Raw genomic sequence first — 26,676 nt, forward strand, 5'->3', positions numbered from 1 at the left:
ACATGTTCAACAGCATGAAAAGGGGAGGCTATATGATCTGGAATATAAGACATCTTGTCGTACTTGTATTTGTCATTGTCATGTGGATGATTGTGGATCATTTACATATCAATAATGTGTTAGCTTTTATAATCATTTTTATCCTGATGTTTCTCGTACTATATGTTCCTATTCTTTTTACTGTATTATGGGATTCTAATTTGAAGAGAATAGAGAAGTTTTTAATGTCGCGTAAGAATAAACCAGAATACCATCTATTTTATGCTCTAGCCAATGAAACCGATGAAGAAGTAGAAGACTCAATTCGCCTATTGCTCCAAAAGTATAAAGGAATTCACAAACAAGCGTTATATAAAACCGTTTTTGCTTTCTATAAAAGAGAAATTTTGACGGTTAAAGAAGAAATCGAATTCATCAAACCACTGGCATATAAAAATTACTATCGAGCTATCGTGTGTATGGAAGAAGGAAATAATGCGGAAGCTCACAAAATCATTCACGAGATTCCAACACCTTGGATGAAAAACGCGCTTCTTTCCGAATTGGAGTTGAAATCAAATCATCATGCAGCAGCAACTGAACTGGCACAACAAGCCTTGCATCAATCCAAAGGTTTACAAAAGTATGTACTGTTCAAAACATATCAACGGAAATTCCCTGAGATGCAATCTGTAAATGGAACACAACTTTAAAAACGAACGTCTATGCACATTCGCATAGGCTTTTTTTCGTGATGGAAGTGAGCAGAATGAGTAAAAACAATAACATTCCCAAAAGAAATAAACCGAAGATACTGACAAAGTATGATCAATTTGTTGTGCCAAGACTAAGGGATATTCCCGTTTGGGTACGTGAAGGAGCAACAGATAAGGAGATAGCGAAACGACTAAATATTCATATTTAGACATTAGATGACTATAGAAGGAAACATCCCAAATTTGCTGAAGCATTAGAACGTCCGACTAAGTGGGAAACACATATCAAAGGAAAACGGAATATGGACTGGATCAGTGGATTGAACTGGATGACGTGGAGTACAAGAAATATCTGCAAAGCATTAAGCAAGCGATACTCACTATAACCGTAAGATGCCAGTATCAACGTGTTTGCAAAGTGGATGTATCAACAAGGCTATTTTAAGGAAGAGATACATATCGAAGTAGTTAAGAACAAGGTTGTTCGCCAACACAAAGGGTTAACGGAAAAAGGATTTATGGAAGCTACGGAATGAAATTCACCGGATGGGCAACTGGATGCATATCTGTATGATTGAATTGTTGCTGGGAACAGGGATACGGGTAAGCGAATTGGTTGGTATCAAGCTGAGTAATCAGTGAATGCAAAGGATTATTGAAGGTATTTGAAAAGTGAATTCCTCTCGTACTATTCCATTAAATAAGGAAGTAAGAAAAGCCATTACCCGATATCTTGAAGTCAGGGCACAAGTGGAATCAGGATATTTATGTATTGGGCAGCGAGGGTCATTGGAGCGAAATGCGATTAACCTGATTCTGAACAAATACGGGGATCAGATCAATATAAAGGTCTGTAAAGAGTTTGAAATTTTACGAGCGAAGCTTATTATTTTGAGGTTTATGTCAAAACTTAAATCTTTATTTGATCCAATCTTGTTAAGGAAATGGGCAGGATACTGCAGGAAAATGTTGAATCACTAATTATGTCTGCATATGCTTTTATAACTCTAAGGGGTGTATTAAACTAGAAACAAAAGGTTAGCATATCGAATATTTCCTGAACCATTAGGAACACTTTACCAGGATTGACTTATTGAGTAAATTTGACTTTGAAAATTTATTTAATTACTGTAAATATTGGATACTCCGATATCAAGACAGGGGTGGCAATTTTCAATAAATCATTATAGCTATCCAGTATTGTTTGAGATAAATGAAGGAAGTGGATGGTTTGATTGCAAAAGCCTTGAAGAATTTATTTTTGAAGTCGAAGCTCATATTGATTCGTTGCCTATTTAAGCTCCCTCGAAGTAGCAAAAGGGAACTATAGCAGAAATGTGTAAGGTGGAACTATGTGCGATCATATAAAGTATTCATTTGGATAAGTACATGTCCCAAATTTAATCGGAGGTTGTGGAGCAATTATTAACCTCTGTTTTGGGATTCACAAAAGGTAGTCACCTAACATTTCATAAAGAAGTCAATGGGGAGATTGTTAGAGTAACTGGTATTTTTACCAATCCAGATGGGAACTATGCTTTTGACACACTTGATATACTGAAGAAGAAGTAAATTTAATTGAAATTGATGTACCAATATACTCTGATGACATCTTAGAAATAATATTATCTAGCATTGCAACTTCGATTACGAAGAATTTTCGGGGGGGGGGGGAATTGACGACGACCATGGATTGAACTAACAGGTAATAGTTAAGGTTGTGGCAACCATACTAATCAAGACAACAACAGTTACAGAACTCATAATGCCTAAATTATTGGAACTTTTTTAGACAAGTAATCGTATGTATGATGATACATAAAGGAAAATTATAGGAATCTATGAGGGGAGATTTTATTGAAGAAGGGCTTAAAGTGGACGCTGTGTATCGTATTGCTGCTGGTTTTAGGTGGTATTGTTTTAAACTTTTATTTGAATTATTTCACATTCGCCTATGCCTTGATGGGGGTACTCTTGCTTGTATTCTCGGGTTGGGGAGCTGTGGCCAAATTAAATAACGACGTACATGAATATAAGGACCAGATGAGGAGAAATTCAAATATAGAAGACATTGAGCGATACACCAGATAGCGAGTTTATTTTTTTATATTATTAAATGTAAGCTAGAATTAAATAATCATATACATAAGGGGGAGAAGTATGGAGTTTCACAAGAAGAGATTGCTTATTATGGCTGGATGTATTGCTCTATCTGTAACGTTAACCAGTTGCGCAGAATCAACCAAAGAAAACAAAGACAGCGATGTTGTAGAGAAAATAAGCACGGTTGGATCAACTCCAGCGGACGAAGCTGCGACGGATACAGAAAGCGGTAAGGCTACTGAGCCAGTTAAAAATAAAGGCACCACTATAGAACCTCTGATCACCAAGACAGGAGGACTTGGGGATACGAAGGAGGCTATCGAACAGCTCCGCGGGGCAGATGAGAATGGGCAGGATGTCGGCATTAGTTCTTATCAGAACAATAGTTTTCTGGCTATCTATGCTCAAGATGAAGTTACTAAGAAAAACACGGCTTTGAATGTAATCCTGTCATTTGAAGCTACGGATACGCCAAGGCGCTCTGAAAAGGAAGCTATGCGTGAGGCTTCTTCTGTAATTCCAAGTGATGCTGTTAAGATCAAGGAGTATAAGATAGATGAGGGGCGAGAAGTTATCCAGTATGAGAGCAAGCTCCTTTCAGAACGGTTGAGGGGTTGGTACGATCTGGATGCAGCTAGCAATCCTAAATCTAAGTCTGGGGCCTTTATCGTCATCTTGAAGCACGATGAAGAGGGAATTTTCTCAGTCGTGGTTGGTGCTGGTAATAATCCGTAAATAAGGCCAACCTATAGTCTTAGGGAGTGTCAAAAGTCTATACGAAGCCACTCGAAGAGAGATTTGCAATAATTATAGAAAGACTATATTAAATGATAAAGCGTCCTCCTCTATTATGTTATCTTGGCTATGGGTTCTTAGCAAAAATGAGTTGGTTTGAGAACAAAAGCCCATTGGATCACTAGAAGTAGCTTCTAGTGATCCAATGGGCTTTTCTGTGCATTGGTAACGTTATTCTCTGTTCGTTTGAAAGAATTGTGTGTTCCTTATGGTATATAACCCTTCTGTTTGCCCCGGAAGGGGCTGCCTATTGGCACTTGATGTTGTTGCTGTTAAAAGAAAATAAAGTATTAGACCGGAAAAGTAAAGTCTTAGACTAACGATGCGTCATTAAGCTAACCGTAGCATAGTTAAACAGATGGAGTGCATTTGTGTCTATTTATGTCTTTAATAATAAGACGATAGCTGTCCAAAACGGTCATAGTCAACCCAAGCAGGTACCTATGAATAGACGCGCACACGGCGTTGTAGAGGGTATATTTCATTCCCCGCATTCATGTAGAGTACGACAAGATTTTTGTTTTTTTGATTTGTTGGACCCGAAAAATTCTAATACACGCACTCACATGGAGTGCGACAATGATGCTCATTCTGTTGCTATGACGGTTGGCCAATTTCAATCCACGCACTCATATAGAGTGCGACAGCAAAAAACTACGTATCCAAGAGCCTTTTATCTCTATTGTAGCGTACAACAGTAAATATGGTAACTAGATTATACTAAAATCAAAGTTCAGGTGTTGTTCACATTCAATGCGATTTCGACAAAATCTGAGGTGCGAATAGCTCGGGGAAATCATGTGAGCTTGGCATTCGCACCAGGTATAGCTGCTAATTCTTTTATATTTTACAAAAAACAATTTAGATCAAATACTCAATGGACAAGATTTTATTTTTGGTGTCCCAGGAAGTTTTTGCGCCCGGAAGTACCACTGGAATGTCACGGGCTTTGATGTAAGAAGCCCCTGCGAAGACTTTAAATTGCGATACGGCCCTGCCAGCTAGTGTGGGGAATTTTTTAGACGAATCGTAGCCCACTGGGAGCATGAGCAGCCTTCCAACAGAGGAAAGAGGCACATACATACTGCCATCGACTAGAAGTCCCTCTTCGGCTGACTTACCATTGACGATTACGGGAAACCTCGGAGCTTTCTGGCTTATGTCGGAGGAAGGGACGTATGTAACCGATACATTGAAATCAGGCTGGGCATACTTCTCCTTCTCTGTCCTTGAGCCAACCACCACCTCGTGTGATCCAACAAGAGAGCCCACAGTAGCAGTAAGGATAGCCTTTCCATAGCTGACACCACTGATGCTGCCATAAGCTTTTACGGCAACAACGTCAGGATTAGAGGATTCCCACTTCGCAAATTCAGTTACGTAAGTGGTATCTCCGTTGGCGAAAAGAGCTAATGCGTTCACTTCCATACCTTGGTTCTGTTCCATAGAGATAGCTTGACTGCTTGGCGGTAGTGTGCCCCGAACAATATCGATCTTTCTAGGAAGACCTACATAGATTTTAGCGCTTGTACTCGTATAATTTTTATAATCATTGCCGTCCTGATCCTGAAGTTCAGTATTTTCCATGCGGACAGTAATAGATGTATTTGAATCGCTCACAGTTTCTTTGGCGTTCAGGAACAGGTGTACAAATGGAACACCTGAATCTGATGACAGCCATTTGTCTTTCTTCCCAGATACATAGATGACAATTTCCTTCTTGTTATCGCTTGGATTAAGGTCAGTAGGATAAGGATTTTCGATCCGGTAATTTCCGTTATCATAGGGTCTGATGAGGGTGAAGCAGTCGTCTCGCCAAATATATTTACCTAGTGCATCGTCATAACGCAGAAGTCCATCTGTCGTAAACACATTTTCGTCGTAGCTAAGTGTGATTTTGGCTGCCTGAATGCCTTTTGTATCCGGAAGTGCAGCAGACGGAATTCCGACTTCAAGTGAGGCGCTCTGACCTGGAATCACGCTGGTTGAGCTGTTGCTCAGATCCACATATACTGTGTTCGGTTCTGATGCGACTACGGTTCCGACTGCGGACACTGTGCTCATCAGGATAAATAGCACTGCTATTATTGTTTTTTTGAGTGTTAACATCTTGCTGCCTCCAGAATAGAATTAAAAGCTTCAAAATAAATGAGCATCAGTATGATGCTAATGATATATATCGACAAAATGCTTGGCGAATTTACGATTAATTCTAAATGTATCTATTTTTACAGGCATGTTGATGACCAGTAAATGGTAGGAAAAGAGTCGTCAACCCGGTAAAATGTTTGTACCCGTACAAACCAACCGAAAGGTGGACGGTTTTCTTTAGGATTATTCGAAACAGACATGGACAAAGAACGCCATAGTCTTGTGGGAGTAAAGCTACTTGAAAAGAGATCCGCAATAATTATAGAAAGACTATATTAAATGATAAAGCGTCCTCCTCTGATATGTTATTTTGGCTATGGGTCCTTAGCGAAATCTATTGTTTTCCAGAAGCAGGGTTCTTTTGATCGGGGTGGAGAGTGCATAGCTAAATATGCAGATTTGAGTTGGAATGAGAACAAAAGCCCAATGGACTCGCTTCTGGTGGTCCATTGGGCTTTTCTGTGCATTGGTAACGTTATTCTCTGTTCGTTTGAAAGAATTGTGGGTTCCTTATGGTATATAATATTCTGCCAGCCAGTTGGGTGTTTACTTCTCTCTACAGCAATTTCAATCCATGCGCTTATGTAGAATGCGACTCCACCGCTGCTGTCGCCGCCGTAGGAGCCGCTCAATCCACGCACCACCTAGAGTGCGACATGGCAGATGTGGAAGTAACATATTTAGAGCAAGAAATATTTCAACCCACGTACTCACATGGAGTACGACGTAAAAATCGCATAAAAATTAAGCGGATAACAACGTTTCAATCGACGCACTCATACGGAGTGCGACCCGAATGGGTGAGCGGTATTAGCCAACAGTACGAATTTCAATCCACGCACTCACATGGAGTGCGACGCAAGATGATAACGTAGCCTTTTAAAAATTCGAAAGAATTTCAATCCACGCACTCAGATGGAGTGCGACTTGGCGTAATGGCTACCCTATTTATTGTTGTAGGATTTCAATCCACGCACCCACATGGAGTGCGACATAACGATTCTTGTGGTGTTAGACCTACTCGATTTCAATCCACGCACTCATATAGAGTGCGACTGTATGTGATTATGTAATGACAGACGTACACATAATTTCAATCCACGCACTCATATAGAGTGCGACGATACACCTCGTATTTGTTTACACCTCGGGTAGCGATTTCAATCCACGCACTCATATAGAGTGCGACAGCAAAAAACTACGTATCCAAGAGCCTTTATCTCTATTGTAGCGTACAACAGTATACATGATAACTAGATTATACTAAAATCACTGTTTAAAGTTCTGGTGTTGTTCACATTCAATGCGATTTCGACAAAAACTGAGGTGCGAATAACTCGGGGAATCATGTAAGCTTGGCATTCGCACCAGGTATAGCTGCTAATCTATAATCAAGAAAAAAACAGCTTACCGAGTGAATGCAGAAGGGACAATAAGATGTAATGCATGATAAGTATAAGTCTATAAAATCCAGCAATCCATCCAACGCAAAATAGTTGGGTATCCTATTGATAGGTTACCCTAAGGAAGCAAGCGAACGTCTTGATGTTTAATGGTGAGAAAGGAATAATTTATCTAATAGCTACAAGGAGGAGGCGATATTTCCTAATGCATCCCAGCATTAGAATATCGCCTCTCTACGTAACGCAATATAATATTTTTATTATTTTGGAGCTACAATATAAAAAAATAAGGGTTAAAACTATTGTAAGGATTTCAAAAAGCATCTAAGTAGACTAAACCGGGGGGAAGTAGCCTTGGCCCAGTACTAGCCTCGTAATAACGAAAAGCTGTGGACCAGAATTGATGAAGGTAAGCCGCATCATGAATCGGTACACTAATGTCATTTTTCCGGATGGAAGGATGCCTGTCTAGGGGAAAAAACATAGACAAAGTTATGCATATTTGGACAAAGAGGTTATCTTACATATGCATCCACTGGACACGAAGCGCAGAAACACCGGAAGTACGTTGAAACCAACTTGGATTATGACGATAGCGGATTCCCGATCATTGGCGAAGAAGGCGTAATCTATTATCCCAATGATGGTACTGCCTACATCAAAGTCAACAAAGCTAAAGGCCAGAGTATTGCGGTACCAAACGTACTCAAGCAGCTTGCTTATCAACTTAAGTAACACCTTTTCCCGATTTAGTCCGGGATATACGACACATACAGGATTATAGCGGTTCGATTCCGCTGTGCTGTCATTCGCCTACTGTGAAGGGTTATTAGAAAATGATGTTAAAATATTCCTGTACAGAGAGAGAGGGAAACCTATATTATGACTTTAAGACTAGGTCTAACTAACTATATAAGGGACGGGATATTTAGATGAAAGATAAATTAAAAGGACTTGTATTAGGACTTGTGGCTGGCTCATTAATGACTGGTGTTACAGCTTTTGCTGCTAGTGGATCAATGATTGAGGTCTTCTACAATGTCAAAGATATTAAGATTAATAATGTTTCAAAAATGCCAACTGATGACAGCAGACCATTCGTGTATAACGGGACAACTTATGTTCCTTTAGGTTTCATTTCAAATGCTCTTGGTCAAAGTGCGAAATGGGATGGAAAATCTAAAACTATTTATATTGGTGAAACAGGAGAAAGTAAAACGCTGTATTTAGAAAAAGATCTAAAACACATGAATAGCCAATACGGTGCGGGCGCTTATATAAATGCTGAATATAACAGTAGTGAAAAAGTTACTGATAATGTGGGAAATGAACATTCAAGCTATTTGCTTATGACATTAATCGCGTTATCTATTCAAGAAAATTCTTGGGGGTATGTGGAGTACCCCTTAAATGGAAAAATGAAAATGTTCAAAGCGAAACTCGGAGTAACAGAGAAATATAAAGATAATGGCGGTATTGCGAAAGTAACTATATCTGCTGATGGAAAGGAAATATACTCTAAAGAAGTCACTGCAGGTAATCTTCCAGAAGACTTAAATTTAGATGTTAGTAATGCACTAAAATTGCAAATTAAAATTCAGAGAGAAGGTTCTGATTCGGTTCAAGTGGGCTTATTTGATCCTATGTTGACGCAATAATAAATTATTGAACAAACCCACTGAAAAGTGGTTTTGTTTATATGTGACAGCTAAGTAGGATACACGGGTCTATTTGTCGTGGTAATGACTGTGACAAATTAAAAAGCTTATGTAAATCTATGATAGAAAATGATTATGATGAGGATCTAAGTAATTATTCATTTTTAAGGAATATTTCTTTTAAAAATGAAAATGGGGATGTTCTAAAACAAGTTTCATTGGGCGGAGGAAGTGTCCAAGAAAACATAACTGTTAATTTAACAGGGGTTCAAAAACTTGTCATTGAAATAACAGGGGACGGTTATGGCGTCGTAGATTTTATTAACCCTACTATTAAATAGCATGAACAATATCTTAAGCCACCCGATGCAGGTGGTTTTTTGTTACTCAAAGTTCACCAAATAATTGGTGATAAACGAACAGAAAGAGGGGGGGATATGAATCTAAGTTGGTTATCACGTTGAGCGATTTTTGATGGACTTGCAATTGTTTCGGTTATTTACAATGAATGGAGTCCTGCGGCTTACGAGGGGGTTAAAATATACGCATAATGGCACAGAGGAAATTATTAATTAAGGGAACTTTATGAATGATTGGATAGAAGTCCAGCAAGATACAAAGACTTTTGCAGATCAAGTGCAGTCGATAAATTTACTTATGATATGTTTAGAGATACGGGTCGCCAATAGGCGGCTTTTTTATTGAATTAATAACCAACTAATGAATTATTACTCTCCTGACGAAATAAAGAACAGGAGGGATAAAATGATGACTTGGACAGGAATATGGGACAATGCAGGCCCATTCATTATCGGAGCGATTACAGCGGTAGTGATTTATATTCTAGGTGAAATTTTGTGTACATTCATACCGAGGGGTCTAACAAGAGAATTATATAGGATTTTGTTAATAGTTGCGGTAGTGATCGGTACAGTAGCTGCGATTTATATTAGCAGTCGAATATGGTGGGGTATCAGTTAAGTCGAAGTCGCCAATAGGCGGCTTCTTTTGTATGTCAGGAAACTTTTCCTTAGCTTCAGATACATTATCAAAAGGGGTGAATAATAAGATTATGGGACGAAAGAGAGATCCGAAACGGGACGAAGCATTTGATTTATACAAAGCCAGTTCCGGCAATATACGTCTCACAGAAATAGCCTCTCAACTTAGTGTATCTGAAGGTACGGTAAGAGGATGGAAGGCAAAAGATAAGTGGGAGAGTTTAATTGCTGGAGAAGTGAAACATACGGAACATTCCGATGAAGGTGAAACTGATCAAAAAAAGGAACCTCCAAAGGAAGATGAAGATACAACATCATATCCTGACGATCTTTTTCTAAAAGCTGTCCAAATTGTAGCCGAGGCCAAACAAGCCTCGGTTTCTTTATTACAAGAAGGATGAGGATACGCTATAGCATAGCAATCAAACTGATTGATGAACTGGAGCGGTGCAGACTCATTGGTACATATGGAGATGATAAGCCGAGAGAGGTATATCTACCCCACTTACAGTTGATGCGCTCTCTAAAGAGCTAAAAGTTGCTGCTCCAGAAATACGGAACGTTCCAAAAAAGTCCGGAACGTTCTAATAATATGGAGCGTACCAAAACAAAGAAGAGCGTTCCAGTAATCGAACATTATCTCAACGGTGGGTGTTTATGGCATCCATGGAAGCAGAATACATCCTTTTGCTACAAGATCAGCTCATCCCAAACGGAAGTGTACTAAATCGTCACCTATCCTCCAAATCGCATAAAATATCCGTTCCTCCACTTATCGGACCTTTTGATTTCGGATAAAGCGGCCCTCTCCAATCGTACGACCAGGTGACGACTGCTCCATCATGGTCCACGCACTCACATAGAGTGCGACCTCATAAATGTATCCAAAGTAGCCGGCTTTATAATTTCAATCCACGCACTCACATGGAGTGCGACTGATATGATTGATTGGTTGTCTGATGCAAAACAATTTCAATCCACGCACCCACATGGAGTGCGACGGAGTAACCACCAATACAATACGCTCTGAGCGTTGATTTCAATCCACGCACTCACGTGGAGTGCGACGGAAACAAGCGCGGCGATCCTTGAGGGTCACGAATTTCAATCCACGCACTCACGTGGAGTGCGACGACGATACTCCCGATAAGCAACATCACTATTGAATCTATTTCAATCCACGCACTCACGTGGAGTGCGACGACTTATCCATAGGCTTTTGCTTTGTAACTTCCTATTTCAATCCACGCACTCACGTGGAGTGCGACAGCGAAAATATAGTAATTCATACCCTAATGATATCAATTTCTTACATTGTCGCAAAAACTAATGCCAAAAAGGCCTGGATCAACCCTTGATTTTTACTGAAGGTAACTGATTCAGTTGCTTTTCGACAAATTTCGAGGTGCGAAGGACCCGGGGTTTTTATGTAAGCTTCACATTCGCACCATAATAGAACATTCACATTATCTAACAGCGGGTGTTTATGGCATCCATGGAAGTGAAAATCATCTTTTTGCTGAAAGATCAGCTCATCCCACACGGAAGTGTACTAAACCGTCGATACCCTCCAAATCGCATAAAATATCGGTTCCTCCACTTATCGGACCTCTTTATTTCGGATAAAGCGGCGCTCTCCAATCGTACGACCAGGTGACGGCGTTCCATTATGGTCCACGCACTCATATAGAGTACGACTTAAGGAGTTGAAATATGGTTAATAGTAAAATCAAATTTCAATTCACGCACTCATATAGAGTACGACTAAAAAATAAATTTTCACAGGTTGGCCATTCAGGATATTTGAATCCACGCACTCACATGGAGTGCGACTAACACGGTGAGGGGAATGCGATAATGGGGAAGAATTTCAATCCACGCACTCACATGGAGTGCGACGCAGTATGCAAGGTTGGGTATAGATGCCCAGATCATTTCAATCCACGCACTCACATGGAGTGCGACATGAACTGAAAGCATATTTTTCGAAAGGGGATGAAATTTCAATCCACGCACTCACATGGAGTGCGACTTTGCTAGGCGAAAAGCACGACAACGTACGGACGATTTCAATCCACGCACTCACATGGAGTGCGACCAACACCGCTGCACTCGCTAAAGTTGATAGATACGAATTTCAATCCACGCACTCACATGGAGTGCGACTTACGATCTGCATACCCACTACGGTGTATCCCTGATGATTTCAATCCACGCACTCACATGGAGTGCGACAAGCAAAATCGAAGACTGCACGTATTCAGTATGAGATTTCAATCCACGCACTCACATGGAGTGCGACAAGAGCAACAGTGGAGCTGTCATGGACCGCTTGAAAATTTCAATCCACGCACTCACATGGAGTGCGACTACGTCAGGTAGAAGCTCAGATTACCAGTATGGAATTTCAATCCACGCACTCACATGGAGTGCGACAGCGAAAATGCAGTAATTCATACCCTAATGATATCAATTCCTTACATTATCGCAAAAACTGATGCCAAAAAGGCTTGGATCAACCATTGACTTTAACTGAGGGTAACTAATTTAGTTCCTTTTCGACAAATTTCGAGGTGCGAAAGACCCAGGGTTTTTATGTGAGCTTCACATTCGCACCAGAAATATCTATTAGTTTTACAAGATACTAAAACAGCGTGACATTAGCTTCTACACGTACAGATGCCGAATCTAAAAATGGAATGGGATAATAAAACCAAGACGTTTGCAGTTCCGTCTCCAAGAATTTCCCGTGCTCCTCTCAGTGAGCTATGCGTCAATCCATGTGCTCATACTGCGACAAAATAAAAAAGGAGCGACAGCCTGATGACAGCAATTATTTTAATCCACGCACTCACATAGAGTGCGACAGAAAAAAACAACGTATCCAAGGGACTTCTAATCTCCATTGTAGCGCACAACAGTAAGTATGGTAACTAGATTGTACTAAATTCTCTGATTAAACTTCACGTTTTGTACACATTTAGTGTGTACCAATCCATCACGCAAACGCTGTAAGGTGAGGAATGACACGGGCGAAGCAACCGGAAGGCTCTATATTTTCTTTTTGTGGTTATCTCCTAAGTTGTAGTGAGGAATGACACGGGCGAAGCAACCGGAAGGAGCGAAAATACAGTAATTCATACCCTAACGATATCAATTCCTCACATTATCGCAAAAACTGATGCCAAAAAGGCTTAGGTCAACCATTGACTTTAACTGAGGGTAACTGATCAGTTGCTTTTCGACAAATTTCGAGGTGCGAAAGACCCGGGTTTTTTATGTGAGCTTCACATTCGCACCAGAAATATCTATTAGTTTTACAAGATCCTAAACAGTGTGGAATTAGCTTCTACACGTACAGATGCCAAATCTAAAAATGGAATGGGACAATAAAACCAAGACGGATACAGTTCTGTCTCTAAGAATTTCCTGTGTTCCTCTCAGTGAGCTGTGCGTCAATCCATGTGGCTCATACTGCGACAAAACAAAAAAAGGAGCGACAGCCTGATGACAGAAATTATTTTAATCCACGCACTTACATAGAGTGCGACAGAAAAAAACAACGTATCCAAAGGTCTTCTAATCTACATTGTAGCGCACAACAGTATGTTATGAATTATTTTAGTAAGAAAAGCGCTCCCCGTTTTAATGAGGAACACCTTTTCAAAATACTGTATGATCTTTATCTCTTTATTTGGGGCTCTTCCAAACCGTTATTATCTACTCTGGATGGTTCAGCAGTAATTCCTTTTTGAAGTGTTGCCTCTACTTTGTCTTTACTGTTAGTAGACTTCTCACTTTCAGGTCCGGAGTTCGTCCAAGTTTCACCGCCTAAAGCATCTGATTGCCACCAATAAAAATCACGATATACTAAATCTGCTGTCAAATAGAATAATACTTCATTATCTTTACCATTGATAGTCAGATCGTATTGAGAAATACCACTGCTGTCTTTAGCGTCATTTAACGCCATTATCCATTGTTCAATTTTAGGAACCAGGCTATTGATCTCGGAGACATCCGCTGCAATCACAATCTTTGTCAGCTTTCCACCAATAACGCTATTTGTAATATCTACCGATTTTACATCCATACCGTTTCCTTGAAGTTCTCCATATACAGCTTCCAGGACCTTTACCGACTCCAGGGAACCTTGGATTTTTTTCGAAAAGTCTGGGATATGAGTAACATCATTAGAAACAGCATCATAAATCGTTTTTCCATTTGCACCTTTAATAGCTAAATCAATATTTTTGATTTCATTGATTCCGTTGACTCCACTCCGTACTTCATTTCGAACCGCGCGAATCGCTTTAATGTCATCAATTGTGGCTTTCCCAGAACTAGAAACTGATTTCGTTTCCACTTTTAAGTCCTCCTGTTGAGCACTAATGCTTGAAATCCTTGCTGAGAAAGCTTGGTTTGGATAAGCTCAGTAGGAATCTCGGCAGAAATGGAATTTATATAAAAAGCCCCACTAAAAATACCCAGTGCAGCCCCAACGATCAGCAACTTTTTATGTTTCATTACATTCAACTTCCTTTAAAATTATTGGTTAATAGACTTTGTAATTTAGTTTAGCAATATCCAGAGTCACTCCCCGGATTATTCCGGCGCATGCAGGCCGCAAGGAATCAGAAACATGAATAGCTTGGTCAGAACCCTTGCGAGGTTCAGTTCTGCAGTGTGCTATTCTAGAGGGAAAGCCTTTCAGTGAGAGGCCACGGCATCTAGAAGAGGATCTAAGCTAAGGGGATTGCCAATCCTTCTTGGAAAATTACAAAATGAACCTTATAATAGTATTATATGAAATAATTTTTGTAATTGAAAAAAGTAGGTTTATAATATGGGAAATAGTAGAATGACTCCTTTCTTCGCTGTCTTGCCTTTAGCTGCTGTATTATCGTTAACTGGTTGTACTTCTTCAGCTATCAGTAGTATAAATTCAGCTACTGTGGACCCAGCGCCAGTAGTTCAAGCTGCAAACACATCGACCGATGTGAATACACCAAAAGCGGGAGATCGAGTTATTAGTCCTTATGCCACTAAATCGGTGGTTAATAGAACTCTCCGCAACACAGAACTTACAGAAAATTTCGACATACCCGCAGGTTATGGCTATGTTAAAGTATGGATACGTAATGACGGTAAGCAGCCAATTAATTTTTCGGTAAACAAAGGCGCAGAAACAGGTAAACAAATGATGTCTGGGACTGTAGAACCTGGTCGCACTTATAGTGAAATTAGTTCAAACGCTTGGCCTGGTGCTAATAAGTATTATGTAGCTCTTACCTCGGGTAAAGCATACATGAAGGGCGATCTTTTCGTCCGTATAGGCAGTTCACGAGGAGAACTGTAATTAATCACGCTATTGTTATTTAAATGCAGTAAGGAGGTCGGCCATCGTGTCGGCCTTTTTGAGTTTCTTCTACAGTTTTGAATGTGGTGGCGGGAAAGAGTCGCTACAATGTAGAATGACACCTGCAGATGATAGTTGATAGCCTCAATGACTCCTGCAAGGGGATAGAGGGACATACTACTCAGTGGCATTGACCAGTGCGCGCAAGGGAAGGCCCGATTATGTATCCGCGAACAAGGATAAATCCTTGCATCCCTTAGGGCCACCCGTAACGCACAGCGGTAGATCGGTAGCGGTATGCAGGTCGGTTAAACGGTAGTCATTCCATGCGGGGGAGAGTGGCCCCCGCCCACATTATTCATGACACGTGCAGGCGGCAAGGCACCATTTAACCAGCGGAAACGTGAAACAGCCTGGTAGAACCCTTGCGCGGTTCAATTCCGCAGCGTGTCTCATAATAGGCTGGTAGGATTGTCCATATTTTTGTTTAAAAATTACAATAAGAAACTTATAATGTAATAGAATACAAACAAATGGGAAAAACATCTATTTAATTTATAATAGCTGTTTTTGAACATGCTTTATTAGTCACAAGTACATAAACCGTAGTCTTAAATAATCAGCTTGATTAATGAAGTCACTCTTGTCTCGGGAAGAAGGGATTTATTTCTATCTATTCAGAACAAAAAGCTAAATGAGACGGACTAAAAATCGTAGAATTTAAAAATGGAGGGAATTGCATTGAAAAGAAACCTGAAATCTGTAATGTCTCTAGCTGTTGCATCTGTGGCGTTAGTAGGTAGTCTCGGACTTGCAAGTATAGCAAGTGCCGCCATTGATTTTAGTGGTTTCCCTACTCTACGACAAGGTGACAGCGGGGGATACGTTAGAGCACTGCAAGCAAATTTATGGGCGTATGGACATCAGGGCAGCGTAGGAACAATTGATGGAAGTTTTGGCAGCGGTGTGAAATCAGAACTCGAATCTTTTCAAAGGGATAAAGGACTAACAGCAGATGGAGTAGCTGGCTCGGGAACTTGGAACAGAATGAATTATAATGTCACTGTTGAAGTACCAGGCAAATCTTTCTTCTTATCTACCCCTGATAGTTCGACTTATTGGGTGTTTTATAGTGGAAGTTCAGACTTGAGATATAGCGTTATGTACAAGAGCAACAATAAAACTGTTACTTCAGGTGCAGTATATTAATTTAGGAGGGGTTTAAATTGAAAAAACAATTAGTTGCGGTGGCTTTAGGTGGCGCACTCGTAATAGGTAGCGGTGCATTTGTATATAATTCTTATGCTGCTGAATCAGAAACGCCAACACCGATTCCTGTGGAGACGAAAGCAGAAGCAATAGATACTTCATCAGCACAAGCGCCAACTGAAACACCAGCAGAGACAGTGGTTGAAAGCTCTGGTGATATCGAGGGTCTTATAAACATATCTGATGTACCAGCAGAAGACATCCATATTCCTAATCTAGCACAGGGAGCCTCGCTTAAAACGGCAGCGGCTGACAAACACAGTTTGAAACCATTAAACACAACAGCTTTAAAAGGCGAGAATGGACTGGTCATTAGACAGTCATATCGTGGAACTGATGGTACTGAAATTATGGTCATTCAAACCGAATCCCAAATGGGCGAACAGGCTACTATTGATAGTTTGAAAGAATCGTATAAAGAAGAAAAGGTCGAGTCGACTAAAATCAACGACCATACTGCTATTTATGTTGACGGACAAGCTAGAAAAGTTGTTCATTTGATTACGAAAGATCACTTCTATACCGTTTCTTCTTCTAACGGAAACCTTGACGAATTGATGGGAATTGCAAAAAAAATTCAAGAGTAACAAGATAAGCTACAAAAAAAGCACAGGCATATTTGCTTGTGTTTTTTTGTTACATCTTACAAGTCATCCTCGCAGACTATCATTATCAGTTAAGGAGGGATCGTCCTTGTTTCATGATGTGGAGACAGGAAAAGTAAAGCGTCCTGTAAAAGGACAGTGTTTAATATGCAATAATCCGAATCCAGAAGTTCACACTACGCTTGGCGCTTCATTTTGCGGTGTGTGTTGGGAAATCATGAAGTCTGGTGATGATGATCAACTGGGTGAAAGAATTGCTGGGACGAGTGTTTGATGGAAATAAAGTGTTAGACCGTGAAAATATAGTTCTAGACTGGCAGCGGCGGCGTTAAGCCAACGGGCAGGATGGTAGATAAAATATGTTATTATTGGATTGTGCAAAGCTTATTCCGCCTATTCGAAGGGAGATTAGTAGAAATGCAAAGTGCTCAACAGGTGCTAACAAATTATTTTCAAGCATTAGGAAGCAAACAGATTGATAAAGTGATCGAATTGATTCATGATGAAGCGAAATTTATTATTCTTAAAAAAGAGCCTTCTAATAAAATTCCTTTATACGGCACATTTCATGGAAAAGAAGGTGTTAGAAATTATTTAAACTTATTAGAAGAAGCAGAACAAATAGAGAGTTTTGTCCTTCACAAACTCATCGGTAATCAGGAAGCAGCGTGTGCATGGGGGAATTTCCGCATCAAGGTCAATGTAACCGGGAAAGTGTTCGAGAGTGATTGGGCAATTATTTGCGAAGTAGAACAGGAGAAGATAAGGTTTTTTCAAATCTTCGAAGATACTGCCGCACTAGAAGAAGCTTTTGATTTAAGAGACTGTTGATATGTTAGTGCACCTACACATCACTATGCTGAATCCAAGTGGAAACCAGTTGTCAGGAGCACTGTCCGGGTTTGCAAGTGTTTTTGAGCCTTATATTTGCAGCTAGCACACCAGCCAGTTTAGCAGCAGGCGTTACGTCCCTCTTGCTGGGCATGGTCCCAAGTGAGAAAGATGCACTGGAGCATATGGTGAAAGATGGATACTGGGCACTTGGCTACCTAGAGGACTTCTTTTCTGACAGTCCGGATTACGACATGATTGAAGTAAAAGTACCATTTATCGAATATGAAACGGCTAATGTACGTTTCGTGACAGGTAATTGTGTAATTAAACGGGTTCATAAAAAAGGTGGACCATGGATCCAATATTAAAATAAAAGTAAAGTAAAGAAGCGCCACACGGCGCTTCTTTACTTTACTTAAAGATATCTCGAATTACTTTTAAGTCAAAGTCATTTGAAATTTCATAGGACAAGGACTTATTCTTTTTAGTAGGATACGCTTCATAATCGTGAACATCGATATACTTAGTATCATATAAGGTCATTCCGAATGTTCGTGTATTATCTACTTTAACTATGATCGTATAAAATTCATTATATCCTCGATTAGAACTGGAAGTTTGTTTCATTTCAATGTCGGACAAACTATTTATTACTTTATCAATCTCATCTTTGTCTGTAAGGGTTAATACTTTACCTTCCTCATGTTCTTTTATAATATTTATTGAGCTTATATTATCCTTGTTAATCTTTTTCCAAACTACTTCGTCTAATGATGTTTTTGCTGAATTTATTGTAAATATCCATACGCCTACTCCTAAAAGGATAATAATGGATGCTAAAATATAGTAGGTGCGTTTTTTCATATGAAATCTCCTTTTTATTAGCGTCTGCTTCTCTCAACCTTTCAAGGACAACCTTCGTATTAACTTCTCCCCTCACTGTATTTAGAATTATTATACAGTATTGTTTTGGAAATTTCATAAAATAAACATACTTCGCAAAAGAAGGCAATCTACCTTGGGAAAGATCATTTTTGGCCCAGTACCAGCGAAGCTGATATGGACCGTAAAGTAAGATACCAATCCAAATTTTTCATGCATCAATAAACATATGTATCAAAAGTACAATCGTATGTATCAGACTAAGAAGTTACATCATCACTATGTTCAGTCAGCCCACCAATCCTTTTTATTGTCTGCAGGAGCTACTTTTTTGCTGAGATTAATTTCGTGCGAATTTTTAAGGACTCTCGGATCATATTCCGCTCCACGATCTTAGCTGTCTCTTCCGGATCTCCAGAAAACCCTAAGTAATCAGAAACCGAAACCCCAAGCCTTTTTTCCATTTCAGCAAGAGCTTTCTCAAATGGATCAATTGTTTTAGACTGCTTGTTACGTAGTGGAAAAGGTATGATGTGCGCTGACATTTCTTTCAGTTCCTATGTTTTTTTGATAGGTTTTGCATTCACAAAATAAAATGATCATTAACACCGTTAAATATTAACGTACTAATTCATCACTTCGACCTAGATCCATCGGGCTGACGGCCGTCTGATCGTTGCTTGTCTTCAGCCAGCAACCGTTTAGCCTGGTCGCGTAATTCTCGGGCCAGGTACTCGGCTTCAGCCGTGGACGAAATTTCAAAACCTGTTTCGAAAATCGCGCCGATCTGAATGAGTCGCCGCGTCCGCGCTTTGCGTTCTTGTTAATTCAGTTCAGCTTTGATGCGCTGTTCCCGTGCTTTGAGTTGAGATATTTGCTTCGCACTGATACATTGCTTCGAAATGTGTGCGGCAGGACTTTCGCCCTGCACCCATCCGATCCCGCTGGGATCGGCAAGCGTAAAATGGCGATTCTCGCATTTTCGATTGGTCAAAACACTTTTACAGAAAGGAGCATTTGCCGATGGCAATCTACCATTACTCAACGCAGGTCGCTTCCCGGTCTGCCGGGAAATCGGCCGTAGCGATGGCAGCCTACCGCAGCGGTGACCAGCTGGAGGACGAACGTACCGGTGAACTGAAGTTCTACCGTCGTTCTACACCACCGGAAACCATCATTCTCGCGCCGGCAAATGCTCCAGAGTGGGTGCAGAATCGTAATCGTTTGTGGAACGAAGTGGAGAAGGCCGAGAAGCGCAAGGACGCGCAGCTCTGCCGCGAAATCAATGTCGCGCTGCCGCGTGAGCTGAGCGCTGACGATCAGCGTGAGCTGCTGCTGAATTATTGCCAAGAACAATTCGCGGATCGCGGCATGGTCGCGGACGTGGCGATTCACCGCGACAATCCGGAGAATCCGCACGCGCATATCATGCTGACCATGCGCCATATCGGGCCTGATGGCTTTGGCCAGAAGAACCGGGAATGGAATCCGTCCTTTGCCTTCGGCAAGGTGCAAAATGCGGAAAAGTACATAGACTGGCGCGCAGCTTGGGTCGATCATGCGAATCGTGCCCTGGAACGTGCCGGGGAAACCGACCGGATTGATCACCGCAGTACCGGATCATGATGGCCCGTGACGTGCTGTTGCAGACCAAAGATGCCCTGGAGAAAGTCGAGATCCAGCGCACCCAGGACGGCTACCCGGCATGGGCCGGGGGCAAGCATTTGTATTACCCGGAAGCCAAGCAGATCAACGAGGTCAACCATCTGGCCGGGCGTGTACTGCAACCGGACGAAATAGCTTCTCTTGCGCAGAAGGCTTCAGCTTCTGCATCGCATGATCCTGTACTCAAGGTGCTGGACAATGCGCTGAAGGCATTTGACGAAGCCAGCCGTAGAGCTGAACAGCATGAACAGCAGAAGGAATGGAGCCGCCGCAAGGAGCGGAAAGACCGGGAACGTTAGAGTTGACGACGACAACGGGGCGAATTGACCATACCTGATCGTATACCCAATAACATACCGGATAGTATCCCTATTCGTATGCTAATTCGTATACCCGTGGATTTCTGCTAAACCTAAGTAAATAAAGGGATAAGAAAAGGACTTGGGCGTATAGCGCCCTAAGTTTTTTTAAAGTTCCCACTTCTGGTTCCCACGAAAGGGGGGGCAGCATTTTTTCTATGAATGGCTCAACCATGCGGATTTTTTTAAAAGAGCCCTCTTCTTTTTCCTGGGAACCAGAAATGGAAACTAAAAAAACATGACAAAGGGATCAAATGTCTTAATTCTTGGCGAGCTTATCCAGGGTGCGTCTGTATTTATCTTTGCCCTTCTGTGCGATCCGCATCACCTGTTCGTTGCCGGCAGGCTGGATCTGGTCTTTAGGACAATGCTGCACGCTGGCTGTTTGATCTTTAGTTGAATATTTCATAGGGTGAACCTCCTTTAAGATAGGTATGTAAGAAAAATGCAGAATTACAACGAATCCCTGATGGATGGGGTTGGTTTAAATGCTCAGCGCGTACTGGTGGAGTACATGAAAATTGCTTTTGCAGACATAACGGACTACGTAGAATTCGGTCAAAAGGAAGAGGATGTTCTTGGCTTAGAAGGAGACCCCGTATTTGATCCTGACACTGTGTCTAAGAGTTGGGGTGCGGTTCAAATTGGTCGGCGGGGATTTTGTATTGAAGGAATTATTACACCGTTCAGCGAAAGAATTATCGAGGTGATCGCATGAATCATACATATAAAGTGTTAAAGTCTGATATAGAACTATTTGCAGCTGCATTAAGGCAAGCAAGAGTGTACGTTGTTCAGTCGTTGAGTGAGGATATAGTGTCGGTTGTAGACTATGGTGGCACTATAGAAAAGTTCTCGCCTGATTCGGTCAAGATTGCCGGAGCTTATTACATACGGAACCAGTTTGAATTTAGAGTAGATGTAAAAGATTCTGCTGGGTAAGGGGGGACTGACCCCCGTTTGTGAGACAGGGATCAAAACACCTTTCAAGTTTAAGCAGCCAGTCATCGGAAATACGATTATTCGATCATACAGCTTAATTCAAGTAGTGAAGAGGTTAAAAGTTGGCCAAACATCAGCGATAATTTAAATGTATATATGGGTTCACGATTAGAAACTGCAGCCCCCTTTACGATAGGCCTTCCAAGCAGCAAGTGATTTATGCCATAGGAACCCCTAATCCGTATTTAGTGATTCATGGGGATATGGTTTTTCGACGATACAATTCGATTTCTGAAGCAAGATTCTTTTGATCAGGCTAGAGAGTACATAGCTAAATATGAGATTTGAGTGGGTATGAGAAGAAAAGCCTAATGGACCACTAGAAGTCGCTTCTAGTGGTCCATTAGGCTTTTCTGTGCATTGGTAACGTTACTCTCTGTTCGTTTGAGTAAAAAAGAGAGTTGTGGGTTCCTTATGGTATGAACCCCTTCTGATTGCCGCAAGGGGCTGCTTATTGGTACTTAATGTTGTTGCTGTTATAAGACAATAAAGTATTAGACTAATGATGCGTCATTAAGCTAACCAGTAGCATAGTTAAACAGAGGGAATGCAACTGAAGCCATCTGTTTAGCAACTCTAATAGCTACCCAAATTTCAATCCACGCACTCACATGGAGTGCGACGCTATCCCGCTGCTTGATGGATGGCTGGAGCAAAAATTTCAATCCACGCACTCACATGGAGTGCGACAGCTTTCTTTATGTGGACGAATCTACTCATCGAGAATTTCAATCCACGCACTCACATGGAGTGCGACAAAAAGAGTTCCTGGACGCAGCGGACTGCCTTTATATTTCAATCCACGCACTCATATGGAGTGCGACTGCAGCCGTCACCGCATAGCGGCCGGAACGGAGTATTTCAATCCACGCACCCACATGGAGTGCGACGTGTAGGATATATGCCCAACTCTCCACCATCGGTATTTCAATCCACGCACCCACATGGAGTGCGACAGCGAAAATGCAGTAATTCATACCCTAATGATATTAATTCCTCACATGGTCACAAAAACTTATGTCAAAAAGGCTTGGATCAACCATTGACTTTTACTGAAAGTAACTGATTCAGTTGATTTTGGACAAATTTCGAGGTGCGAAGGACCCAAGGTTTTTATGTGAGCTTCACATTCGCACCATAATAGAACATTCACATTAAACGGCGGGTGTTTATGGCATCCATGGAAGTAAAAATCATTTTTTTGCTACAAGATCAGCTCACCCACACGGAAGTGTACTAAACCGTCGCCACCTTCCAAATCGTATAAAATATCCGTTCCTCCACTTATCGGACCTCTTTATTTCGAATAAAGCGGCGGTCTCCAATCGTACGACCAGGTAACGGCTGCTTCATCATGGTCCACGCACTCATATAGAGCGCGACGGAGCTGAAGCCCGAGGAACAGCTGCCTGAAGGCGTATTTCAATCCACGCACCCACATGGAGTGCGACTGAGTGTGCCTAAAGTAAGGGTGCAGGAGCATTTATTTCAATCCACGCACTCACGTGGAGTGCGACGCCGTATTCATCTTTCATTCTCAGACGGATATTTCAATCCACGCACTCACGTGGAGTGCGACACAGTTCCCCAACGTGTGTTTCCACGGATAAATCGATTTCAATCCACGCACTCACGTGGAGTGCGACGAAGAGGCAACATTGAACGTGGCAAATCATTTAAATTTCAATCCACGCACTCACGTGGAGTGCGACGAAGAGGCAACATTGAACGTGGCAAATCATTTAAATTTCAATCCACGCACTCACGTGGAGTGCGACTTATTCTTAATGCTTCAATTATCGCTAAACTGCATATTTCAATCCACGCACTCACGTGGAGTGCGACAGCCATAAGCGATTACTTGAGGCTTCTGGCTGAAATTTCAATCCACGCACTCACGTGGAGTGCGACTGGAACAACTGAAAAATAGCCCACCGATTGTAGTTATTTCAATCCACGCACTCACGTGGAGTGCGACACGTATTGGGTTCAAATGAAGTACGGCGATATTAGGATTTCAATCCACGCACTCACGTGGAGTGCGACAGCGAAAATATAGTAATTCATACCCTAATGATATCAATTTCTTACATTGTCGCAAAAACTAATGCCAAAAAGGCCTGGATCAACCCTTGATTTTTACTGAAGGCAACTGATTCAGTTGCTTTTCGACAAATTTCGAGGTGCGAAGGACCCGGGTTTTTTATGTGAGCTTCACATTCGCACCATAATAGAACATTCACATTATCTAACAGCGGGTGTTTATGGCATCCATGGAAGTAAAAATTATCTTTTTGCTACAAGATCAGCTCATCCCACACGGAAGTGTACTAAACCGTCGCCCATCCTCCAAATCACATAAAATATCCGTTCCTCTACTATCGGACCTCTTTATCTCGGATAAAGCGGCGCTCTCCAATCGTACGACCAAGTGACGGCTGCTCCATCATGGTCCACGCATTCATATAGAGGGCGACCGGGAATAGAATCTTCAAAAGAGGGACGAGCTTATTACTTCAACCCACGCACTCACATGGAGTGCGACATCAACATCTTGTGTATATCGGTCCAAGATTGATTTCAATCCACGCACTCACATGGAGTGCGACTTGCATTGTATTTCTGTATACTTCCGATAATTTTATTTCAATCCACGCACTCACATGGAGTGCGACTTTTTATACAACTGATCAGCAACATCGTACATAATTATTTCAATCCACACACTCATATAGAGTGCGACTTAGCTCCAATCCGTACTATGGCAACGGTGGCGTATTTCAATCCACACACTCATATAGAGTGCGACCAAAAAACTAAAACTCTAGGAGGCCATTATGTCGAAATTTCAATCCACACACTCATATAGAGTGCGACAGCAAAAAACTACGTATCCAAGAGCTTTTATCTCTATTGTAGCGTACAACAGGAAATCATTTCTGCCTTTGCTGAAGTTTGAACCCAAAGGAGATGTGCCCTTGGATTTATCAGGTTCCAGGGGTCGTTTTTTTATTTCAGGAGGTTGGTCTCTATGACCCAAAAGAGAAGTCCCAAGTCCGATAGGATGTACCCCTGGTATGTCTTATCTGTAACCAGTCTCGGAGCGTTCCTGGTTCTGGTCAATATCGGAACGCTTAATGTCGCATTGCCGGAATTAAGCCAGCAATTTCATGCGAATGCGGCTGCTTCCAGCTGGATTTTACTTTCCTATATGCTGGTAAACACTATCCTGATTTTAATCTTCGGACAAATTTCGGATATTTTCGGAAGAAGCCGAATGTATTTAATAGGAATGGCCATCTTTACCGTATCCAGTTTACTACTCGGTTATGCTTTTAATGTAGAGGTACTAATCCTTCTTCGGATCGTACAGGCTGCCGGAGGAGCGCTCGTAGTGACGAACACAACACCGCTGATTACCGATGCGTTTCCCCAATCGCAGCTGGGCACCGGTCTCGGTCTGAATTTATTGTCCGCTTCCGTCGCGCAGGTGCTTGGCCCGGTCGTCGGCGGCGTGGTCACGACCGCCTGAGGCTGGAGGTGGGTGTTCTGGTCTAATGTTCCCTTCGGGATCATTGCTCTCATCTGGGGGCTCTGGATTCTAAGGGTGAAGCCCCTAGCGCAGCTCCATAAAAAAGTGGACGGATATGGAGGCATCATGATCTTTGTCGCTTTAGCGGGTCTAATCATTGCTTTATCCAAGGGGGGAGAACTGGGCTGGGGAGACAAGCAGGTGATCGGAGGTTTTGCGATATTCGCCATATTTACTACTATATTTTTATGGCATGAGCATCGTTCAGCATCACCTCTACTAGATTTAAGCCTTTTTGAAAGCTGGACGTTCAGTATGGGGAACATCGCTACATTCTTTAATTCTTTTGCCCGTACGGCGGTTGCTCTGCTCTTCGCTCTCTATTACCAATTTGCCTTCCACCAAAACGCGCTTAATGCCGGTCTAAGGATCCTTCCAATTACGATAGGGATGTTGGTCATTTCTCCGATTGCTGGCATGTTGACTAAGAAGGCGGCCATTCGAGTTCTGGCCTCACTTGGAATTCTTATTTCTATAGCAGGACTACTACTACTCCTATTCGTGGTCGGTGGAAATTTCTCTTACGGGGTCACCGCTTGCGGCATGTTGTTAATCGGGGTCGGGACCGGTTTATTCCTTACCCCCAATACGACGGAGATCATGTCAAGCGTTCCGGAGCAAAGCCGCGGGGTGGCGAATGGACTGCGGTCCATGCTATATAACTTGGGTCAAGTGCTGAGTACGGCTCTTTCTTTAACCATCGTCGGCGCAGCGCTGCCAGCCCACCTGAAGAACGTGCTGTATTCCGGAAAGAACAATGTGATTTCTGCCGTTGATTTTGCTTTCGTCATTCACGGTTACCGCTGGGTCATCATCGCACTAATAGGGACTTCTCTACTCGCTCTTGCTGCCTCGTGGTTCCGTCCGCAACAGAAAAAAGCTTACGAAAGCTCTTCAGCGGCCTCTTGACTTTGACGCATTGATGCCGCGTCAATCCGTCCGATCCTCATCGATCGGTCCTGCGGCTGCCGCCATAACCCCAGCGCGTCCGGTAAGCCCAAACTTCTGGAGCTAGCGATATATATCCGGCGGGTAGTGGAGCGTTGACGATAATATTGCTTACCAACCTGTAACTAAAGAAGTTTTTATTAGAAGGATACCTTTTTACTTCTACAAACCCGATACACGCTCAAAAAATGTAGGTGGCTTCCTTGCTATAATACGTTGCTCTCATTTTAAGATTTCCAGCCTGATAAAAATTTCAAGTAAAGTAGAACTTATGACCTATTGGAATTATTTTCATATTACTGTATTATCACTGAGTGTAAACATGATCGATCAGGACTTTTTAAAAGAACACATA

25 protein-coding genes, 1 pseudogene and 4 CRISPR repeat arrays are annotated in these 26,676 nt (G+C 41.7%); of the genes and pseudogenes, 19 read left to right on the top strand and 7 right to left on the bottom strand.

The features are described 5' to 3' along the window. The first annotated feature begins 32 nt into the window (after positions 1-32). The 3 genes from ACWGXJ_RS26145 to ACWGXJ_RS26155 all read left to right on the top strand — a co-directional run bounded on the left by ACWGXJ_RS26145 (position 33) and on the right by ACWGXJ_RS26155 (position 3,533). Positions 33-692 (top strand): hypothetical protein, encoded by a 660-nt coding sequence (locus ACWGXJ_RS26145; protein ID WP_254348817.1) that lies wholly within the window; start codon positions 33-35, stop codon positions 690-692. Between the two features lie 1,860 nt (positions 693-2,552). Beyond that, on the top strand, positions 2,553-2,786 hold the full coding sequence (locus tag ACWGXJ_RS26150; RefSeq protein ID WP_452568103.1) for a hypothetical protein: 234 nt from the start codon (positions 2,553-2,555) through the stop codon (positions 2,784-2,786). 69 nt (positions 2,787-2,855) lie between these two features. Continuing rightward, on the top strand, positions 2,856-3,533 hold the full coding sequence (locus ACWGXJ_RS26155; protein ID WP_452568104.1) for a hypothetical protein: 678 nt from the start codon (positions 2,856-2,858) through the stop codon (positions 3,531-3,533). A gap of 921 nt (positions 3,534-4,454) precedes the next feature. Here the strand turns inward: ACWGXJ_RS26155 and ACWGXJ_RS26160 are convergent. Beyond that, entirely contained in the window at positions 4,455-5,702 is a 1,248-nt protein-coding gene (locus tag ACWGXJ_RS26160; RefSeq protein WP_452568105.1) for a hypothetical protein, read from the bottom strand. A 2,377-nt stretch (positions 5,703-8,079) separates the two neighbouring features. Here ACWGXJ_RS26160 and ACWGXJ_RS26165 point away from each other — a divergent pair. The 5 genes from ACWGXJ_RS26165 to ACWGXJ_RS26185 all read left to right on the top strand — a co-directional run bounded on the left by ACWGXJ_RS26165 (position 8,080) and on the right by ACWGXJ_RS26185 (position 10,341). Next, complete coding sequence (locus ACWGXJ_RS26165) at positions 8,080-8,805, top strand: stalk domain-containing protein (RefSeq protein WP_031463671.1); 726 nt, start codon at positions 8,080-8,082, stop codon at positions 8,803-8,805. Positions 8,806-8,924: 119 nt separating this feature from the next. Further along, entirely contained in the window at positions 8,925-9,146 is a 222-nt protein-coding gene (locus tag ACWGXJ_RS26170) for a hypothetical protein (protein ID WP_452568106.1), read from the top strand. Positions 9,147-9,570: 424 nt separating this feature from the next. Continuing rightward, on the top strand, positions 9,571-9,786 hold the full coding sequence (locus tag ACWGXJ_RS26175) for a hypothetical protein (RefSeq protein ID WP_452568107.1): 216 nt from the start codon (positions 9,571-9,573) through the stop codon (positions 9,784-9,786). A 31-nt stretch (positions 9,787-9,817) separates the two neighbouring features. Further along, positions 9,818-10,207, top strand: a complete 390-nt coding sequence (locus tag ACWGXJ_RS26180; protein ID WP_452568108.1) for a phage terminase small subunit-related protein — start codon at positions 9,818-9,820, stop codon at positions 10,205-10,207. Next, positions 10,204-10,341 carry a hypothetical protein gene (locus ACWGXJ_RS26185; RefSeq protein ID WP_452568109.1) on the top strand — a complete coding sequence of 46 codons (138 nt, stop codon included), beginning with the start codon at positions 10,204-10,206 and terminating at the stop codon, positions 10,339-10,341. Before ACWGXJ_RS26180 ends, ACWGXJ_RS26185 begins: the two co-directional genes overlap by 4 nt. A gap of 1,198 nt (positions 10,342-11,539) precedes the next feature. Beyond that, a CRISPR array of direct repeats spans positions 11,540-12,242; the repeat unit is 32 nt; unit sequence ATTTCAATCCACGCACTCACATGGAGTGCGAC. A 1,246-nt stretch (positions 12,243-13,488) separates the two neighbouring features. Here the strand turns inward: ACWGXJ_RS26185 and ACWGXJ_RS26190 are convergent. Both ACWGXJ_RS26190 and ACWGXJ_RS26195 read right to left on the bottom strand, forming a co-directional pair. Then, positions 13,489-14,172, bottom strand: coding sequence for a hypothetical protein (locus ACWGXJ_RS26190; protein WP_452568110.1), 684 nt, complete (start codon positions 14,170-14,172; stop codon positions 13,489-13,491). Positions 14,173-14,174: 2 nt separating this feature from the next. Continuing rightward, entirely contained in the window at positions 14,175-14,333 is a 159-nt protein-coding gene (locus ACWGXJ_RS26195) for a hypothetical protein (RefSeq protein WP_452568111.1), read from the bottom strand. A 319-nt stretch (positions 14,334-14,652) separates the two neighbouring features. On the opposite strand from ACWGXJ_RS26195, the gene ACWGXJ_RS26200 reads away from it, so the two are divergent. The 6 genes from ACWGXJ_RS26200 (at position 14,653) to ACWGXJ_RS26225 (ending at position 18,241) form a co-directional block, all read left to right on the top strand. Further along, positions 14,653-15,165, top strand: coding sequence for a hypothetical protein (locus ACWGXJ_RS26200; protein ID WP_452568112.1), 513 nt, complete (start codon positions 14,653-14,655; stop codon positions 15,163-15,165). Positions 15,166-15,906: 741 nt separating this feature from the next. Next, positions 15,907-16,374 (top strand): peptidoglycan-binding domain-containing protein, encoded by a 468-nt coding sequence (locus ACWGXJ_RS26205; RefSeq protein ID WP_452568113.1) that lies wholly within the window; start codon positions 15,907-15,909, stop codon positions 16,372-16,374. 17 nt (positions 16,375-16,391) lie between these two features. Continuing rightward, positions 16,392-17,021, top strand: a complete 630-nt coding sequence (locus ACWGXJ_RS26210; protein WP_452568114.1) for a DUF4367 domain-containing protein — start codon at positions 16,392-16,394, stop codon at positions 17,019-17,021. A 106-nt stretch (positions 17,022-17,127) separates the two neighbouring features. Further along, a complete protein-coding gene (locus ACWGXJ_RS26215; protein WP_452568115.1) occupies positions 17,128-17,313 on the top strand; it encodes a hypothetical protein in 186 nt (61 codons plus the stop codon). Between the two features lie 143 nt (positions 17,314-17,456). Next, positions 17,457-17,870 carry a nuclear transport factor 2 family protein gene (locus ACWGXJ_RS26220; protein ID WP_452568116.1) on the top strand — a complete coding sequence of 138 codons (414 nt, stop codon included), beginning with the start codon at positions 17,457-17,459 and terminating at the stop codon, positions 17,868-17,870. 71 nt (positions 17,871-17,941) lie between these two features. Continuing rightward, positions 17,942-18,241 (top strand): hypothetical protein, encoded by a 300-nt coding sequence (locus ACWGXJ_RS26225; protein ID WP_452568117.1) that lies wholly within the window; start codon positions 17,942-17,944, stop codon positions 18,239-18,241. A gap of 43 nt (positions 18,242-18,284) precedes the next feature. Here the strand turns inward: ACWGXJ_RS26225 and ACWGXJ_RS26230 are convergent, their stop codons facing one another. The 3 genes from ACWGXJ_RS26230 to ACWGXJ_RS26240 form a co-directional block, all read right to left on the bottom strand. Next, positions 18,285-18,737 (bottom strand): DUF5301 domain-containing protein, encoded by a 453-nt coding sequence (locus tag ACWGXJ_RS26230; RefSeq protein WP_452568118.1) that lies wholly within the window; start codon positions 18,735-18,737, stop codon positions 18,285-18,287. Between the two features lie 341 nt (positions 18,738-19,078). Then, positions 19,079-19,300 carry a hypothetical protein gene (locus ACWGXJ_RS26235; protein ID WP_452568119.1) on the bottom strand — a complete coding sequence of 74 codons (222 nt, stop codon included), beginning with the start codon at positions 19,298-19,300 and terminating at the stop codon, positions 19,079-19,081. Positions 19,301-19,578: 278 nt separating this feature from the next. Beyond that, a complete protein-coding gene (locus tag ACWGXJ_RS26240; RefSeq protein ID WP_452568120.1) occupies positions 19,579-19,800 on the bottom strand; it encodes a hypothetical protein in 222 nt (73 codons plus the stop codon). On the opposite strand from ACWGXJ_RS26240, the gene mobQ reads away from it, so the two are divergent. Together mobQ and ACWGXJ_RS26250 are read left to right on the top strand one after the other, a co-directional pair. Beyond that, positions 19,779-20,381: a MobQ family relaxase gene (mobQ, locus tag ACWGXJ_RS26245; RefSeq protein WP_452568121.1), complete on the top strand. Its 603-nt coding sequence runs from the start codon at positions 19,779-19,781 to the stop codon at positions 20,379-20,381. The two genes, ACWGXJ_RS26240 and mobQ, sit on opposite strands and share 22 nt — an antisense overlap. A 98-nt stretch (positions 20,382-20,479) precedes the next feature. Beyond that, positions 20,480-20,719 carry a hypothetical protein gene (locus ACWGXJ_RS26250; protein WP_452568122.1) on the top strand — a complete coding sequence of 80 codons (240 nt, stop codon included), beginning with the start codon at positions 20,480-20,482 and terminating at the stop codon, positions 20,717-20,719. Between the two features lie 319 nt (positions 20,720-21,038). Here the strand turns inward: ACWGXJ_RS26250 and ACWGXJ_RS26255 are convergent, their stop codons facing one another. After that, entirely contained in the window at positions 21,039-21,188 is a 150-nt protein-coding gene (locus tag ACWGXJ_RS26255; RefSeq protein WP_452568123.1) for a hypothetical protein, read from the bottom strand. A gap of 36 nt (positions 21,189-21,224) precedes the next feature. Between ACWGXJ_RS26255 and ACWGXJ_RS26260 the strand changes: the two genes are divergently transcribed. The 3 genes and pseudogenes from ACWGXJ_RS26260 (at position 21,225) to ACWGXJ_RS26270 (ending at position 26,282) form a co-directional block, all read left to right on the top strand. Further along, positions 21,225-21,497 (top strand): hypothetical protein, encoded by a 273-nt coding sequence (locus ACWGXJ_RS26260; RefSeq protein WP_452568124.1) that lies wholly within the window; start codon positions 21,225-21,227, stop codon positions 21,495-21,497. After that, positions 21,494-21,721: a hypothetical protein gene (locus ACWGXJ_RS26265; protein WP_452568125.1), complete on the top strand. Its 228-nt coding sequence runs from the start codon at positions 21,494-21,496 to the stop codon at positions 21,719-21,721. The genes ACWGXJ_RS26260 and ACWGXJ_RS26265 overlap by 4 nt, the downstream gene beginning before the upstream one ends. A gap of 651 nt (positions 21,722-22,372) precedes the next feature. Further along, positions 22,373-22,738: direct repeats of the CRISPR family, unit length 32 nt. Between the two features lie 462 nt (positions 22,739-23,200). Beyond that, positions 23,201-23,828: a CRISPR direct-repeat array (repeat unit 32 nt; unit sequence ATTTCAATCCACGCACTCACGTGGAGTGCGAC). A 466-nt stretch (positions 23,829-24,294) separates the two neighbouring features. Further along, positions 24,295-24,658: direct repeats of the CRISPR family, unit length 32 nt. 187 nt (positions 24,659-24,845) lie between these two features. Continuing rightward, positions 24,846-26,282, top strand: a pseudogene (locus ACWGXJ_RS26270) (MFS transporter). Positions 26,283-26,676: the final 394 nt, after the last annotated feature.

The sequence above is a fragment of the Paenibacillus sp. S33 genome (genome assembly GCF_053615415.1).